At 68.6% G+C, this 15,703-nt stretch carries 12 protein-coding genes; 3 read left to right on the forward strand and 9 right to left on the reverse strand.

Features of this window, described 5'->3' with window-relative positions; translation table 11 throughout:
* Nucleotides 1–84: 84 nt before the first annotated feature.
* From LLS1_RS16130 to LLS1_RS16150, 5 genes are all read right to left on the reverse strand, one after another.
* Nucleotides 85–945 (reverse strand): ABC transporter permease, encoded by an 861-nt coding sequence (locus LLS1_RS16130; RefSeq protein WP_226657121.1) that lies wholly within the window; start codon nucleotides 943–945, stop codon nucleotides 85–87.
* A gap of 11 nt (nucleotides 946–956) precedes the next feature.
* Nucleotides 957–1,784, reverse strand: coding sequence for an ABC transporter ATP-binding protein (locus tag LLS1_RS16135; RefSeq protein WP_226657123.1), 828 nt, complete (start codon nucleotides 1,782–1,784; stop codon nucleotides 957–959).
* A gap of 160 nt (nucleotides 1,785–1,944) precedes the next feature.
* Complete coding sequence (locus tag LLS1_RS16140) at nucleotides 1,945–2,370, reverse strand: hypothetical protein (RefSeq protein WP_226657125.1); 426 nt, start codon at nucleotides 2,368–2,370, stop codon at nucleotides 1,945–1,947.
* Nucleotides 2,371–2,646: 276 nt separating this feature from the next.
* Entirely contained in the window at nucleotides 2,647–4,611 is a 1,965-nt protein-coding gene (locus LLS1_RS16145; RefSeq protein ID WP_226657126.1) for a glycosyltransferase family 39 protein, read from the reverse strand.
* Nucleotides 4,612–4,872: 261 nt separating this feature from the next.
* The gene (locus LLS1_RS16150) at nucleotides 4,873–5,901 is read right to left on the reverse strand and encodes a LacI family DNA-binding transcriptional regulator (RefSeq protein WP_226657128.1); all 1,029 of its coding nucleotides are present in this window, start codon (nucleotides 5,899–5,901) and stop codon (nucleotides 4,873–4,875) included.
* A 313-nt stretch (nucleotides 5,902–6,214) separates the two neighbouring features.
* Here LLS1_RS16150 and chvE point away from each other — a divergent pair, with 313 nt between their 5' ends.
* The 3 genes from chvE to mmsB all read left to right on the forward strand — a co-directional run bounded on the left by chvE (nucleotide 6,215) and on the right by mmsB (nucleotide 10,128).
* Nucleotides 6,215–7,342: a multiple monosaccharide ABC transporter substrate-binding protein gene (gene chvE, locus LLS1_RS16155; protein ID WP_226657130.1), complete on the forward strand. Its 1,128-nt coding sequence runs from the start codon at nucleotides 6,215–6,217 to the stop codon at nucleotides 7,340–7,342.
* 69 nt (nucleotides 7,343–7,411) lie between these two features.
* On the forward strand, nucleotides 7,412–8,956 hold the full coding sequence (gene mmsA, locus LLS1_RS16160) for a multiple monosaccharide ABC transporter ATP-binding protein (RefSeq protein ID WP_226657132.1): 1,545 nt from the start codon (nucleotides 7,412–7,414) through the stop codon (nucleotides 8,954–8,956).
* On the forward strand, nucleotides 8,953–10,128 hold the full coding sequence (gene mmsB / locus LLS1_RS16165; RefSeq protein ID WP_223359558.1) for a multiple monosaccharide ABC transporter permease: 1,176 nt from the start codon (nucleotides 8,953–8,955) through the stop codon (nucleotides 10,126–10,128). Before mmsA ends, mmsB begins: the two co-directional genes overlap by 4 nt.
* An 85-nt stretch (nucleotides 10,129–10,213) precedes the next feature.
* Here the strand turns inward: mmsB and LLS1_RS16170 are convergent, their stop codons facing one another.
* Genes LLS1_RS16170 through LLS1_RS16185 form a run of 4 tightly spaced genes read right to left on the reverse strand, consistent with a single transcriptional unit; the run spans nucleotide 10,214 to nucleotide 15,681 of the window.
* Nucleotides 10,214–12,130: a glycoside hydrolase family 127 protein gene (locus LLS1_RS16170; protein ID WP_226657134.1), complete on the reverse strand. Its 1,917-nt coding sequence runs from the start codon at nucleotides 12,128–12,130 to the stop codon at nucleotides 10,214–10,216.
* Between the two features lie 11 nt (nucleotides 12,131–12,141).
* The gene (locus tag LLS1_RS16175) at nucleotides 12,142–13,890 is read right to left on the reverse strand and encodes an amylo-alpha-1,6-glucosidase (RefSeq protein ID WP_226657136.1); all 1,749 of its coding nucleotides are present in this window, start codon (nucleotides 13,888–13,890) and stop codon (nucleotides 12,142–12,144) included.
* Nucleotide 13,891: 1 nt separating this feature from the next.
* Complete coding sequence (locus LLS1_RS16180; protein ID WP_226657138.1) at nucleotides 13,892–14,710, reverse strand: carbohydrate ABC transporter permease; 819 nt, start codon at nucleotides 14,708–14,710, stop codon at nucleotides 13,892–13,894.
* Complete coding sequence (locus LLS1_RS16185) at nucleotides 14,707–15,681, reverse strand: carbohydrate ABC transporter permease (RefSeq protein ID WP_226657140.1); 975 nt, start codon at nucleotides 15,679–15,681, stop codon at nucleotides 14,707–14,709. Before LLS1_RS16185 ends, LLS1_RS16180 begins: the two co-directional genes overlap by 4 nt.
* Nucleotides 15,682–15,703: the final 22 nt, after the last annotated feature.

Consider the following 15,703-nt stretch of genomic DNA (forward strand, 5'->3'; position numbering starts at 1 on the left):
CAGGGGTGCGCGATGGCAGGGGTGGGCCTGGTCGCCGGTCGGCGACAGGTGGGAGGAGCGCGAGGAGGGCGGGAGCGCCCTCGCTCAGTCGGTCGAGCTCTCGTGCCAGTGCAGGACGCGACGCTCGATCAGGGTGATGAGGGCGAGCAGGAGGACGCCCATGACCGCGAGGACGAAGATGGCCGCGTAGACCACGGCGAGCTGGTTCATCGACGACGCGACGCTGATGGCCGTGCCGAGACCGCCCGTCGACCCGGAGGCGGAGAGCTCGGCGACGACCGCGCCGATGATCGACAGCGGGAAGACGATCCGCAGGGCCGCGAAGATGTACGGCAGCGCGTTGGGGATGCGGAGGTGGACGAGCATCTCCAGGCGGGATGCATCCATCGTCTTGTACACCTGCATCACCTGCTGCGGCACCGACCGGAGGCCGACCGCGGTGTTGATGAGGATGGGGAAGAAGCAGATCAGCGCGGTGATGATGAGCTTCGGCAGCGGGCCGAAGCCGAACGCGACGACGAGGGCCGGCGCGATCGCCACCAGCGGCGTGACGTTGAGCACGACCGCGATCGGCATGATCGCCCTGCGCGCCACCGGCAGCTCACTGATCAGCACGGCGACGACGAACGCGGCGACGAAGCCGATCGCCAGCCCGGCCGTCGCCTCGCCCAGGGTGATGAGGGCGTTGCCGAGGTAGTAGCCGATGTTGCCGGCCAGGGAGTCGCCGATCGCCTGAAGCGGGGGGAGCAGGTAGGGCATGGATGCGGCGCCCCACTGCCAGAGCCCGGCGAGGAGGGCGAGCATGACGACCAGCGGCAGCCACACCGTGGGCCGGATCCACGCCAGCCGCGACTTCGGGTGCTTGAGGCTGAACCGCGAGGGCTCGGCGGGGACGCCCTCCGGAAGCGAGTGGGACACGGCGGCCCGTTCTGTTGCGACGCTCATCTCGTGACCTCCTACGCCGCGTCCGTCGATCGCCACGCGGAGTGCAAGCGATCCCTGATCAGGTCTTCGTATTCGTGGAAACGGCGGTCCTCGAACAGCTTCTGGTTGCGCGGCCGCGGCAGGTCGATGTCGATCACGTCGACGATGCGCCCCGGACGCGGCGCCATCACGACGACGGTGTCGGACATCCGGACGGCCTCGGAGACCGAGTGCGTGACGAACAGGACCGTGGTCTTCAGCTCGTCCCACAGGTCGAGGAGCTGGTCCTGGAGGCTCTCGCGGGTGAACTCGTCGAGAGCGGAGAACGGCTCGTCCATCAGGAGGACATCCGGCTGAAGGCCGAAGGCCCGCACGATCGCCGCACGCTGCTGCATGCCGCCGGAGAGCTGGGCGGGGAGCTTGTGGGCGGCATCCGCCAGCCCGGCCCGGTCGAGCAGCTCGAGCATGTCGGGGGACTGGTCGCCGCCGCCGCGCTCGGCGAGGTCGCCGATGCGCTGGCGCCGCTTGGCGGCCCCCGGGTTGATCTTCTGCGGCAGGGTCACGTTCTGCAGCACCGTCAGCCACGGCAGCAGCGCCGGGGTCTGCGGCACGAGCCCGATCAGCTTCGCCGCGCCCGCCTCGCCGGGTGTCACGTCGTGGACGCGGACCTCGCCACGACCGGCCGACTCGAGCCCGGCGACGATGCGCAGCAGCGTCGACTTTCCGCATCCGCTCGGGCCGATGAGGCTGACGAACCGTCCCGGCTCGATGGACAGGTCGACGTCGTTCAGCGCGACCATCGCAGAAGGTCCGTACCCGTAGACTTTGCCGACCGAGGTCAGCTCTACCGCTGGCGTCACTCTTCACACCCTCCATGCCGTGCACGGACCCACAGGCCCGTTCCCAGATGGCGGAGAGCGTGCGTGGCGAGTTCGATGTCTGCCACGCGGAGTCCGCTTGATATGACCCAACGATATCCGGGCAATGTTTCGGCGACCGCGCCCGAAGATTGCGTGCGTGTTAACTCTGAGCGTGGAGAGGGACGACCGTGGTGCCGTCGAACAGGTACACCTCGACGCCGAGATCCGCCGCCGCGACGGCCACCCACCCGTTGAGCGCGCGGGCGGTGACCGCGCTCACCACGACCGCCGCTCGCTCGACCTTCGGGGCCGCGGCGCGCAGCCAGAGGAGCTTGAACATGTCGGCCATCACCTTGTTGCGGTAGGACGACCTGTAGGAGCCCTGGTTCGCGACCAGTTGCACCACGATCGCGCCCGCGGCATCCATGCCCTCGACCTCGACGCGGACGCCCCCGGCGAGCAGCAGCTGGCGGGGGCGCAAGGACGTTCCGAGCCGGTCGCCGAGCGCGGCTAGCATCAGCCGCTCGACGGAGCCTTCGCCGAAGCGTTTCCACTCCGCTGCGCCGGACTCGTCTGGACCTTCCATGTGGTCAGGATAGGCGCGCAGGGTTTCCGTCAGGTTTCGGCTGGGTCGAGAGGGCTGGAGCGGATCGCGCAGATCGCGGAGTCCCACACCATCACCGGGTGACGCGGATCTGCTCGTGAAGGTGGCGGCGCGTGGAAGGGGCAGCGCGGGTCGTGCGCGTTCGCCATCACGAACCCGGGCTTGTCGCCCGCCTGGGTCAGGACTCGGCTCCCGGTCACCGGTCCTCGAGCGCGTAGACGAAGGGGTCTGTGCGTGCGCGCGAAGGGCGGCCGTCGATCAGAGCCCGCCGTCACCCGAATGCCGGGCGGCATCGACGGGAGGTCTGCAGCGGTACAGGTCCGTCGGCGACGGGCGCCGGTGGAACGTCCCCGACACGACGTCGTGGAACGCCCGGACGAAGCGGCACTCTCCCGACAGCGCGACGGAGCGGACGGCGTCCGTTGCGTGCCCGCCCTGTGCGACCACCAGCACCCGCACCTCCCCGGACGCGATCATCCCGCGGATCGCGCTCGCCGTGAAGACCGGGACCGACCCGGAGTACCCGCCGTCGGTCAGCACACTGGTGCCGGTGCGGGAGATCACGGCGGCAGACAGGGACCACGAATCCGTCAGCATGAGGGGTCCTCCCGCGGCTCCACCGCCTTCCGCGCGCGCCAGGTCGACGACCTCCTGCTGCTGCCGGGAGAGGGTCGAATGGCCTCCGACGACCGCAGGTGCCGAGATGCGGAACCCCGTGTCCATCGATGACGGCACGGGAAGCCGGACGCCGACGGAGGCGTCGCCTCCCGAACCGTCGCGAGCCGCGTCCAGCGCTTGGAGGCTGAAGGAGGCCTGGCCCGACACGAGGGCGAGCGCGACCAGCAGGGGCAGCACGGGACGGCCGCGCGGGCGCCGGAGCACGAGGCGTCGCAGCGACGGCACGACGAGGACGATGCCGGCCGCGATGCCGAGCAGGAGCAGTACCCCCGCTGCCGCGAACAGCGCGGCGGGTTCGGAGCCGTCCGCGGCCAGTGCCACCGTCCAGCCGGATTGCGCGAGCACCACGCCGGGCAGAGCGAGCCGTGCGGCGCCGGTGCCGTGGAGCGCGAGACGGATGAGCTCACACCATCCGATCGCGGCGAGCAGGGCGAGCTGCACACCGATCGCGGCGACGTACGCCGTGTGGGGGAGATGGATGACGGACAGGACCGCGGCCGCCGTCGCGCACCAGGCGACGAGCCCGAGTCCGACGGCGAACGCCGCCCGGCCGTGGCAGCCCGTCCGCCGCCGTCTCGGCCCCCACCGCACGAACACGAGCACCGCCCCGGCGATCGCCGCCGGATAGAGCCAGCCGATCTGGGTCGCGTACTCCGGCGAGAGCAGCTTGGCGAAACCGCCCGCGGACACCCGTCCCCCGGGGGCGATGAGGGCGGGGAGGACGCCGCCGTGGCCGCCCGGCGCGGAGTGGAGGGCGCCGACGGCCCCCGGCACGGCGCCCGGGAGCAGGCGGTCGATGCCGTTGTAGCCGAAGACCATCGCGAAGACGTTGTCGTTCACGGAGCCGTCGATGAACGGTCGGCCGGCCGCGGGAGTGAGCGCGATGGCCGTGATCCACGCGAGAGAGGCCGCTACGGCGCTCGCGACGAGAGCGGCACACGCCGCAAGCGCGCGGCGTCGGCGTGCGCGTGTGACGGCACCGGCGCACAGGGTTCCGACCACGAGCGCGGGCAGGATGAACCAGGCTTGCATCATCTTCGCCTGGAATCCCACGCCCACGAACAGCCCGGCGACGAGCATCGGCCACACCCGACCGCTCAGCAGACCGCGCTGCCACCAGAGCAGCGCCAGGGCGAGTGCCATCGTGAGCAGCCCGTCCTCCATGGGGTGCCCGAACATCGAGACGAAGATCGGCGTGCTCGCGGCGCAGGCGGCCGCCAGGAGGCCCACCCGCGGACCTGCCCAGCGCAGGCCGATGAGCGACACGGCCCACACGGCGATGACGCCTTCGATCAGCTGCGGGAGGGCGAGCGCCGAGGTGGACATGCCGAACAGCGCGACCGAGGCGGCTTGGGGGACGGCGAACCCGCTCAGCTTGTCGAGCGTGACGGTCGCCGCCGGGTCGAAGGCGCCGAAGGCCAGCGCGCGCAGGGACTCGGACATGGAACGGGCGGACGCGGCGTAGAAGTCGAAGTCGCCGCCGCGAGCGAGGTTCCAGCCGGCGAGCACCGTGAACCCCGCGAGGATCAGGGCGAGAGCGATCATGCGGCTCCGACGTTGCCGGCGCCACCGGGGCAGAGGTCGGGCGGGGGTCACGGGACGACGGTGGCAGACGGGGCTGCGAGGAGGCCCCGTCTCGCCCCCTTCCGTCTGAGGCTTCTCCCATTCCGGGCTGTGTGCCGGGCACACCGGGCTGTGTGCCGGGCACACCGGGCTGTGCGCCGGTGCGGCGACCGGCGGCCCGGCTCATCCCCGCGCGATCGAGTCCCGCCGGACGCGGGACGTCCTCGGGTCGGCCTGATCGGATCACGGCGCGCGCGGGGGAGCCGTGCTCGAACGGATGACCAACTCGGGAACCGGGAGCTCGTCCGCCGGTGAGTCGCCGGTGCCCTCGATCTGCGCGAGCAGCACGGTGATCGCGCGCGTGCCGAGTGAGTCGAAGTCCTGCCGGACGGTCGTGAGCGGCGGCGAGTAGTGCCGTGCCTCCGGGATGTCGTCGAACCCGACGATGCTGAGCTGCTCCGGCACCGAGAGGCCGAGGTCCGCCGCGGCATGGATCAGGCCGAGAGCCATCTGGTCGTTCGACGCGAAGACGGCGGAGAAGTCGGGTTGCTGCAGGATCTTGAGCCCGACCTCGTAGCCGAGGTCCGCTGTCCAGTCGCCCAGGATCGGGGCGGTGATCGGCAGGTCGTGGTCGGAGAGCTCGGCGAGGAACCCGTTCATCCGGTCCTCGGCCTCCTTCCAGTCCTGCGGCCCGGCGAGGTGGCGGATGCGCGTGTGGCCGAGTTCGATGAGGTGCCGGGTGGCGAGGCGGGCGCCGGCCATCTGGTCGAGTGCCGCGACATGCCCGTCGTCGGCACTCTCCCAGTGCAGGCTGACGAGAGGCATCCGCACCGTGACGCGCTGGAGGGCCTCATGGGCACGCTGCTGGGGCGCGATCACCACCACCCCCTCCACACCCTGCGCGACGAAGGCGTCGAGTGCGGCCTCGATGCTCTCGTCGTCCTCCCGGGCGAGCGTCGCGGTCACGATGGCGTATCCGCGGTTCCGTGCCGCCTCGTCGATGGCGGCCGCGGCGCTGAAGGGACCGTAGTGGGAGCGGGCGGACACGAGCAGGCCGATCGTTCTCGAGCGCGCGGTCGCCAGTGCGCGTGCAGCGCTGTTGGGCCGCCACGAGTGCTCGTCGATCACCTTGCGGACCTGTGCCTCGGTGGACGGCTTGATGTAGCGCTCGCCGTTGAGCACCCGCGACACCGTCTGCCGCGACACGCCAGCCAACCGGGCGATGTCCCGGATCGAGAGCGCGCGCCGGTCGGCGGGCGGGGGTTCTTCCATGCGTCCTGATTCCGTCGAGAGGTCGGCTGCGCTGCCGGAGGAGTCGACCTGGTTCATCTTATTTGGCCGGGAGGCTTGACGAACGATGGGTGAGGGTCGTAGCGTCTAACCCGTTCTGGGACCGGTCTCATATATTGCGTACGGCCCAGCATACGACGAGGGAGTCACCGATGTCAGCAGTCCGATCGCACCGCAGCGGTCGCGCGTGCGACATCCCGTCGAGTGCTGGGCGTCGCGGGCGTGACGGTTCCGAGCCCGGCGAATCCGCGCGCATCGGGCGCACGGGTCGCCTCACCGCTCGAAGGGAATCACAGTGAAGTTCAGGAAAGTCGCACTCGCCGCCGCGGCCCTCGGCGTCGCGGTCGCACTCGCCGCCTGCACAGGAGGGGGTCGCGGAGGCACCGGCTCGGGATCGGGCACCGACAACAAGGGCGCGCTCGTCGGAGTCGCGATGCCGACCAAGGTCTCCGAACGCTGGATCGCCGACGGCAACGCCGTCAAGTCCGACCTGGAGAAGGACGGGTACAAGGTCGACCTGGAGTACGCCAACAACGACATCCCCACTCAGGTCCAGCAGGTCAACACCATGATCACCAAGGGCGCCAAGGTGCTGATCATCGCCTCGATCGACGGGGGCTCGCTCACGGACCAGCTGGACGCCGCGGCCAAGGCCGGCATCAAGGTCATCTCGTACGACCGCCTGCTCACCGGCGACAAGAACGTCGACTACTACGTCTCCTTCGACAACTACAAGGTCGGTGTCTACCAGGCCAACTCGCTCCTCACCGGACTCGGTGTGCTCGACAAGGACGGCAAGCCCACGGGAACGAAGGGTCCGTTCAACATCGAGGTCTTCGCCGGCAGCCCGGACGACAACAACGCGACGTTCTTCTACAACGGCGCGATGGACACGCTGAAGCCGTACATCGCCGACGGGACGCTGGTCGTGGGCAGCGGTCAGACCGTCTTCAACCAGGTCGCGATCCAGCGCTGGGACCCGGCGACGGCGAAGGCCAGGATGCAGGACCTGATCGCCAAGTCGTACTCCACCGGCGCGACCGTGCAGGGCGTGCTCTCGCCCTACGACGGCCTGTCCGACGGCATCCTGAGCGCGCTCGAGGGCGCCGGCTACGGGTCGGGCGGCAAGACGATCCCGGTCATCACCGGTCAGGACGCCGAGGTCGCGAGCGTCAAGCAGATCATCGCGGGAACCCAGTACTCGACGATCTACAAGGACACCCGCAAGCTGGCCAACGAAGCGGCCTCGATGGCGAACGACCTCCTCACGGGCAAGAAGCCGGAGGTCAACGACACGAAGAGCTACGACAACAAGGTCAAGGTCGTGCCGAGCTACCTGTTCCAGCCGGTGGTCGTGACGAAGGACAACTACAAGGAGATCCTGGTCGACAGCGGCTACTACAAGGAATCCGAACTGCAGTAGCAGCGGACCACAGGCCGGCGGGTGTGCCTCGAGCCCGCCCGCCGGCCCTCACCACGAGCAAGGGAGACCATGGCCCGCACGATTCTCGAGATGCGGAACATCTCGAAGAGCTTTCCCGGCGTGAAAGCGCTGCAAGACGTCTCGATCACCGTCGAAGAGGGATCCGTCCACGCGATCTGCGGTGAGAACGGCGCCGGCAAGTCCACCTTGATGAAGGTGCTGTCCGGCGTGTACCCGCACGGAACCTTCGAGGGTGAGATCGTCGTGAACGGCGAGCCTGTCGAGTTCCGGTCGATCAACGACTCGGAGGCGGCAGGCGTCGTCATCATCCACCAGGAGCTGGCGCTGTCGCCGTATCTGTCGATCGCCGAGAACATCTACCTCGGCAACGAACGCCAGAAGCGCGGCTTCATCGACTGGAACGCCACGAACCTCGAAGCCGCGAAGCTGCTCGACCGCGTCGGCCTGAGCGACAATCCGATCACCAAGATCAAAGACATCGGCGTCGGCAAGCAGCAACTGGTCGAGATCGCCAAGGCGCTCTCCAAAGAGGTCAAGATCCTCATCCTGGACGAGCCGACCGCCGCGCTCAACGACGACGACTCCGCCCACCTGCTCGATCTCATCCGTCAGCTCCAGACGCACGGCATCACGTCGATCATCATCAGTCACAAGCTGAACGAGATCAAAGCCATCGCCGACCGTGTGACCATCATCCGCGACGGACGCACGATCGAGACGCTCGAGATGGGGGAGCGGGGAACCAGCGAAGAGCGCATCATCAAAGGCATGGTCGGCCGGGACGTCGCCAGCCGCTTCCCCGACCATGTCCCGCACACCGGCGCGGAACTGCTCCGCGTCGAGAACTGGACCGTGCACCACCCTCTCGATCGCACCCGCACGGTGGTCGACGATGTCAGCTTCTCGGTGCGCGAGGGCGAGATCGTCGGCATCGCGGGACTGATGGGTGCGGGGCGGACCGAGCTCGCCATGAGCATCTTCGGTCGCAGCTACGGGGTCGGGATCACCGGACAGGTCTACAAAAGGGGCGTACCGATCTCGGTCAGCACCGTGTCGAAGGCGATCGCGAACGGCATCGCCTACTCCACCGAGGACCGCAAACACTTCGGCCTCAATCTGATCGACAACATCCAGCGCAACATCTCCATCGCGGCTCTCGACAAGCTCGTCAACTGGTTCCACTTCGTCAACGAGCAGCGCGAGCGGCTCGTGGCCGAGGATTTCCGGCGGTCGATGAACATCAAGACGCCGAGCGTCCTGGCGATCACCGGAAAGCTGTCGGGGGGCAACCAGCAGAAGGTCGTGCTGTCGAAGTGGATGTACTCCGACCCGGACGTGCTGATCCTCGACGAGCCGACCCGCGGCATCGACGTGGGCGCGAAGTACGAGATCTACACGATCATCGACCGGCTCGCCGACCAGGGCAAGGGCATCGTCGTCATCTCCTCCGAGCTGCCCGAGCTGCTCGGCATCTGCGATCGCATCTACACCCTCAGCGAAGGCCGGATCACCGCCGACGTGCCGAGAGAGAAGGCGACCGCCGAATACCTCATGCAATTCATGACCCAGGAACGCGAGAAGAAGCACGCATGAAACCGTTTATCAACGCCCTCAGCTATCTGACCGGGCAGCTGCGCCAGATCGGCCTGTTCATCACCCTGATCGCGATCGTGATCTTCTTCCAGGTGGCGACCGGCGGCATCACCCTCGCCCCGATCAACGTGTCGAACCTGATCGTGCAGAACAGCTACATCCTGATCCTGGCGATCGGCATGGTCATGGTCATCATCGCCGGCCACATCGACCTCTCGGTCGGCAGCGTAGTGGCGTTCATCGGCGCGATGGCGGGAGTGTTCATCTCCCAATGGCATCTGCCCTGGCCGCTGGCCGTCGTGTTCTGCCTCGTCCTCGGCGCGCTCGTCGGCGCGTGGCAGGGGTTCTGGATCGCCTACTTCGGCATCCCCGCCTTCATCGTCACCCTCGCGGGGATGCTCGCGTTCCGCGGGGCGGCCCAGATCGCGCTCGGAAACCAGCAGATCTCCTTCTTCCCGAAGGAGTTCCGTGCGATCGGCTCCGGTTTCCTGCCGACGTTCGGCACCACCGGGTATGAGCCGCTCACCATGGTCCTCGGCATCCTGGCGAGCATCGCGATCATCGCGAACGCGCTCCGTCAGCGGGCGGTCCGCCGCAAGTTCGACCTCGAAGACGAGCCGCTGTGGTGGTTCCTCGTCAAGCTCGCGTTCCTGGTGCTCCTGGTGCTGGTGATCACCGTGCTCCTCGCGAGCTACAACGGCACTCCCATCGTCCTCATCATCCTGGCGGTGCTCGTGATCGGCTACTCGGCGATCATGAACCGTTCCGTCTTCGGGCGGCACATCTACGCGATCGGAGGCAACCTCGCCGCCGCCGCGCTCTCGGGCGTCAAGACGAAGCGAGTGACGTTCCTGCTCTTCGTGAACATGGGCGTCCTGTCGGCGGTGGCCGGTCTGGTGTTCACGGCCGGTCTCAACCTGGCGAGTCCGAGCGCGGGCAACGGTTTCGAACTCGACGCGATCTCCGCGGTGTTCATCGGTGGTGCGGCCGTCACGGGAGGTATCGGCACCGTCCCCGGCGCGATCATCGGCGGCCTGATCATCGGAGTCCTCAACAACGGCATGTCGATCCTCGGAATCGACAGCGACTACCAGCTGCTCATCAAGGGCCTGGTGCTGCTGGCGGCCGTCGCGTTCGACGTCTACAACAAGCGCCGCTCCGTCACGGCGTAGCCGGTCGCGCCCGGACAGGTGGTCTCGTGGGGGACCTGGCCGCCATCGCCGATGACTTCGATGGCGGCCAGGTGGCTCGCGTCGCTCAGGCGCTGTGGCGAGGGAGGAACACCCGCATCGTGCTCGGCCCGTTGTTGCCCCAGCCGAAGTAGGGCTTCAACTCGAGGGTGCGCTCCTCGGCCCCGGAGACGATCCCGGGCTGCGGCGCGTACGGCCACTCGGCGCCGGGGCTGCGGACGACCGTGATCCGGGCCTGCGCTCCCGTCGGGGTGGCGGCGAGCGGGAGTCCGTCGTGGATGCGGATCTCGTCCACGTGCACGCCCTCCGGGAGGCCGGTCGACTCCGCGCAGAGCACCAGGGGGCCGCGCTCGACGGCGACCGTCCCGCGCACGGCGTCGATGCCGGGCGCCGGGTACGCGAACCGGGGCTCCATCGGCAGCGACAGGCGGATCGGATCCTCCGGATCGAACCAGGCGCGGATGCGGACATAGCCGTCGACGGCGGTGTGATCGGTGCCCGCGTGGCTCACGTGCGCCGAATGCGCCCAGGCCGGCACCCTGACTGCGATCTCGACCTCCCCGTCCGACCGCGCGGCGATGACGATCTCGCCCCCGAAGGGGTACCCGTTTGTCCGCATCTCGAGCTCGACGGTCACGCCGCCGCCCGTTCGCGTGGCGAGTTCGGTGTCCGCCAACTGGTGCAGCTGAACGCCGTCGTGGGTGGCGGTCGCGATGTACGAGCCCACGCTCGCGAGCGTGCGCGCGAGGTTCGTCGGGCAGCAGGAGACCTCGAACCAGGGCGCCCGGAGGCTGGACTCCGCCCGCTCGCTGAGCTCGTCGTCGGCGGGGACCGTGCCCTGCACCCGCTGGTGGAGCGTGTTCGCGTAGTAGAACGCCCTGCCGTCCTCACGCGGCGAGACGAGGATCGCGTTGTAGAGCGTCCGCTCGATCAGGTCGGCGTACTTGCTCTCACCGGTGGCCAGCAGCAGCCGCCAGCTGAGCATGACCGACCCGATCGCCGCGCACGTCTCTGCGTAGGCCCGATCCGGAGGCAGCTCGAGGTCGGCACCGAATTCCTCGTTCTGATGGTGGGCGCCGACGCCGCCGGTGATGTAGGTGCGGGAGGCCACGGTGTTCGCCCACTGGCGTTCGACGGCGGCCAACAGCTCCGCGTCGCCACGCTCCGCTGCGACGTCCGCCGCTCCGGAGGCCAGATACATGGCTCGCACGGCATGACCGCGCAGTCGATCCGACGATCGCACCGGCTGGTCGTCGAGGAAGTAGTCGCTTCCCTGGAACAGCGTGGTCTTCAGCCGACGCCGCCCCCGGCGTTCGACGAGGACGGCCGCGAGGTCGATGTACCGGGGCTCCGACAGCGCGCGGCCGAGCTCGACGAGTGCGGTCTCGATCTCGGGATGGCCGCAGACGGCGTCGCGTCCGCCCGGTCCGAACTCCGCGTGGACGTGTTCCGCGAGCCGGCGTGCGACCTCCACGATCGTGTCGTGGCGGCCGCTGCGCACGCGGGCCACGGCGGCCTGGAAGAGGTGGCCGAAGCAGTAGAGCTCGTGGCCGAACTCGAGGTCGGAGTAGCGCGCCCGCTGACCCGGTCGGCCGAACGATGTGTGGAGGTAGCCGTCCGGCTCCTGGGCCGCCGCCACCCGGGCGACGAGTCGCTGATAATCCGCTTCGAGCTCCGAACCCGGATCGCGGCCCAGCTCCCACGCCATGGCCTCCAGCAGTTTGTAGACCTCCGAGTCGACGAACTCGATGCCGTCATGGTGCTCGGCGACGGTGCCCGCTGCAGCGCGGTCGAAGTTGGCGATCCAGCCGATGCGTTCCATCCAGCTCAGACAGTGCCGGATGATCGTGCGACCGTTGAGCTCCTGCTTGTCGCCCCAGAAACCCCCGGTGATGCGGAGCTCGTCCGGGCCCAGGGGGCGCAGGGCGGAGCGGCTGGGGTCCACGGGGCCGCCGCGGCGGACGCCGCTGATCGTGTCGGTCATCGTTCTCCTGGTCATGCGGCGCGTGCACCGCGCTGAGCGGCGTCGGAACGCAGGGTGAGGTAGGCGGCGGCAGTCCAGCTGTAGGCGCGGTCGCGCAGGCCCGCCCCGGTTCGCGCATCGAAGTTCTCTGCGAATCCGGAGGTCTCGCAGAGTGCGCGGAAGCGCGCGCTGATCTCGTCGGCCAGGATGGTGCGCCCGGCTCGGCGGAGTCCGTCCTCGATCAGGGCGGTGGACGGTGCCCAGATCGGGCCGCGCCAGTAGCCGTCGTCGTCGTACTCGGGCGAGCCGACCGGTTCGGTGGCCGGTCCCCACGCCGTCAGATGCTCGCCGATCCGTCGCTCGAGCGCATCGGCGACCTCTCGCGGCAGCAGCTCCCCGAGCACGATGGGGAGGCAGTTGAGGAGGCTGCTGGCCGGAGCGGCCTCGCCCGTCGTTGCGAGCCGTGCGACGAAACGCTCGCCGGTCCACAGCTCCTCGAAGAGGGCCGCGGTCAGATCGCCTTCGGCGGCCTCCCACTCGAGTGTCGAGCGGCCGAGCCTGCGGCCGAGCTCGTGGAGTTCTCGAAGCTGCAGGATGAGGAAGCTCGCCAGGTCGGGCGACTCGACGACGCCGCCCGCGTCGAACGTGGTCGAGTTGTCCCAGCCGCTGTCGTTGCCGTGCTGATAGTACGGCAGGCGGTGGCCGGGGCGGCGCCGGTGATCGAGCCAAAAGCGCGTCCAGGCGCTGAGGTGCTCGTAGACGCTGGTGAGCTCCGCCTCCGCGTACGCGTCGCCGGTGCGGCGGCGCAGCTGCGCGAACGCCCAACCGTGGATGGGCGGCTTGACGAAGTTGTAGAGCACTTCGGAGTGCGTCACCGAGTCGGGGATCGCGCCCGTCGCCTCCTGGTGGTCGAAAGGGACCAGGAACTGGTCGAGTGCGGCCCGGGGATCGGCGCCGGCGAGGGCGATGGCGTTGAAGCAGTGGTCCCAGCTCCAGACCTTGTCCATCCAGTGCTTGGACATCAACACGGCCTCGCGCCGCACGAACCCGGCCGGAGCGACCGTCGCCGACCACAGCACGTACGCGGCCTTGATCGCGCCGTCGTCGATGTCCGCTCCGTGCAGCCCGTCGAGGTACTGCGCGAACTCCTGCCGTCGCGCGGCGGCGAGGTCGTCGAACCGCGCCGAGACATCGGGTCGCGGGGGGGGCGCGCCCCCCCGCGCCCCCCCCGGGGGGCGGGGCGCGGCCGCGCCGATCTCCTCCACGAGGACCTCCCATGCGCCCTCCGCGCCGAACTCGATCGAGCGCGAACTCTGCCCGAGCGCACCGACACCGGTCGTCGTGGGGGATCCCTCCACGACGGTGAAGCGGTATCGTCGGCCGGACTCGTAGCTCGTGAGGGTGAGCGCGCCGTCGACGGGGTCCTCGAAGAGGTAGCCGCCCGTGAACGGGGTGAGATGGTCGCCCGCGACGAACCGCATCCCGAGCCCCCGCCCGCGAAAGCGGATATCCCGGCCGGAGGCGAAGACGGCCCGGGCCTCCCCGGCACCCGTTCGCCAGGAGAGCGTCGCAGTCGTGGCGATCACCTGCGGTTCCTCGGCCCCGTCCACCCCGACGGGCACCAAACGGAAGATCGGGTGCATGCCGCCGGTGTGGGTGACCAGATGCACCTCGGGGGAGCTCCTGTGCAGACCGATGACGCGGGACAGGTCGAGCCAGGAGCCGCGGAGCGAGAACGGGATCTCGCCGATGTCGAACGCGAACTGATCGAGGAGTGTCATGTCAGTCCTTCACCGCCCCGGCAGTGACGCCCGCTGCGACGTACTTCTGGGCGAGGACGAGGAGCACGGCTGCCGGGATGGAGGCCACCACGGCAGTGGCCATGATCGCGTTCCACTCCTGGTTGTTGTTGCCGATGTACCTGTAGATGCCGAGCGTGATCGTCTGCAGGGTGCCTCCGCTATTCAGGGTCGACGAGAAGATGAAGTCGGACCAGGCCCACAGGAACGCGAAGAGCGACACCGTGACGATCGCGTTGCGGCTCACCGGGAGGACGATCGAGCGGAAGGTGCGCCACGTGCCTGCTCCGTCGATCTTCGCCGCGCTCATCAGCTCGTCGGGGATCCCCGCCATGAAGGCCGAGAAGATCAGCACTCCGAACGGCACCGCCAGAGTCGAGTCGGCGATGATCAGGCCCCAGATCGTGTTGAGGATGCCGAGGTTGAGGTAGATGGCATAGAAGCCCATCGCCATGATGATGCCGGGGATCATCTGCGCGATCAGCAGCACGAAGTTGAGGACCCCACGCCCCCTCGGACGCAGCTTCGCGAGCGAGAAGGCGGCCGGGGCCGCGAGGGCGATGGTCAGGACGACCGTGCCGACGCCGATGATCAGGCTGGTGCCGAGGTACGGCAGCTGCTGGCTCAGCACGGCCTGGTAGCCCTCGAAGGTGGCGTGGACCGGGAAGAGGTCGGGCGGGCTTTTGCGCATCTCGGTCGTCGGGGTGAGCGAGACGTTGATCATCCAGTAGACGGGGAACAGCATGATCGCGGTCAGCACCACCCCGACCACGGTCTTCCACCACGGCCGCCTGCCGTTCATGAGATGTCCTGCTTTCGCTGCGTGCGGATGTAGATGAACCCGAAGATCAGGGCGATCACGATCAGCACATTGCCGACCGCTGCCGCGGGGCTGAAGTCGGGCAGCGTGGAGGCGAACCCGAGTTGGTACGACCAGGTCGCGAAGGTCGTCGACGCGGTGCCCGGGCCGCCTCGCGTCATGATCCAGATGATGTCGAACACCTTGAGGGTGTAGATCAGGCCCAGCAGCAGGGTGATCGCCGAGACCGGCTTGAGCAGCGGGAAGGTGACGCGCCAGAACTTCTGCCAGCCGTTCGCGCCGTCGAGGGCGGCGGCCTCGTAGAGGTCTGTGGGGATGTTCTGGAGACCGGAGTAGATGATCACCAGGTTGAACGGGATGCCGATCCAGATGTTCGCGATGATGACACTGGTCAGGGCCCAGTCCGGCGAGGTCAGCCAGTTGATGCCTGGCAGACCGATGGCCTGCAGGAACGCGTTGGCGACGCCTGAATCGCTGTTGAGCATCCACGACCACGTGGAGGCCGACACGATGAGGGGCAGCAGCCACGGGACCAGGAACAGGGCCCGCAGGGTCGCGCTCAGCCGGAAGTGCTGGTGGAAGAACACGGCGAGAGCCATTCCGATCGTGAACTGGAACACGATGGAGATGACAGTGAAGAGGGCGGTGTGCAGGAACGCCGGACCGAACGTCGGACTCTGGAACACCGAGATGTAGTTGTCGAAGCCCACGAACGGCGCGTCGCCCATCACGAACGAGCGCACCGTGTAGTCGCGGACGCTCAGCTCGATGTTGCGATACAGCGGGTAGGCGTAGAACACGGCGAGGTAGATCACGACAGGGGCGAGGAACGCCCACGCTGCCCACTGCCCGGTGCGCCGCCTGCGCCGTCGGGACCGGGGCGGGGTGGCGCCGCGCGCCACCCCGCCGTGGTCTCCGACAGAACCGGGCGGCACTGTCTGAATGGTTGTCATCGGTTTGCCTTACTCGGGTTGT

Origin of the sequence: Leifsonia sp. LS1 (genome assembly GCF_020521355.1) — a bacterium.
Classification (GTDB): domain Bacteria; phylum Actinomycetota; class Actinomycetes; order Actinomycetales; family Microbacteriaceae; genus Leifsonia.

Bases quoted from the DNA above. Each gene is read 5' to 3' on its own strand.
- LLS1_RS16140 (WP_226657125.1), bottom strand. From the start codon at position 2,370: ATGGAAGGTCCAGACGAGTCCGGCGCAGCGGAGTGGAAACGCTTCGGC.
- LLS1_RS16175 (WP_226657136.1), bottom strand. From the start codon at position 13,890: ATGACACTCCTCGATCAGTTCGCGTTCGACATCGGCGAGATCCCGTTC.
- LLS1_RS16150 (WP_226657128.1), bottom strand. From the start codon at position 5,901: ATGGAAGAACCCCCGCCCGCCGACCGGCGCGCGCTCTCGATCCGGGAC.
- mmsB (WP_223359558.1), top strand. From the start codon at position 8,953: ATGAAACCGTTTATCAACGCCCTCAGCTATCTGACCGGGCAGCTGCGC.
- LLS1_RS16170 (WP_226657134.1), bottom strand. From the start codon at position 12,130: ATGACCGACACGATCAGCGGCGTCCGCCGCGGCGGCCCCGTGGACCCC.
- mmsA (WP_226657132.1), top strand. From the start codon at position 7,412: ATGGCCCGCACGATTCTCGAGATGCGGAACATCTCGAAGAGCTTTCCC.
- LLS1_RS16185 (WP_226657140.1), bottom strand. From the start codon at position 15,681: ATGACAACCATTCAGACAGTGCCGCCCGGTTCTGTCGGAGACCACGGC.
- LLS1_RS16130 (WP_226657121.1), bottom strand. From the start codon at position 945: ATGAGCGTCGCAACAGAACGGGCCGCCGTGTCCCACTCGCTTCCGGAG.
- LLS1_RS16180 (WP_226657138.1), bottom strand. From the start codon at position 14,710: ATGAACGGCAGGCGGCCGTGGTGGAAGACCGTGGTCGGGGTGGTGCTG.
- LLS1_RS16145 (WP_226657126.1), bottom strand. From the start codon at position 4,611: ATGATCGCTCTCGCCCTGATCCTCGCGGGGTTCACGGTGCTCGCCGGC.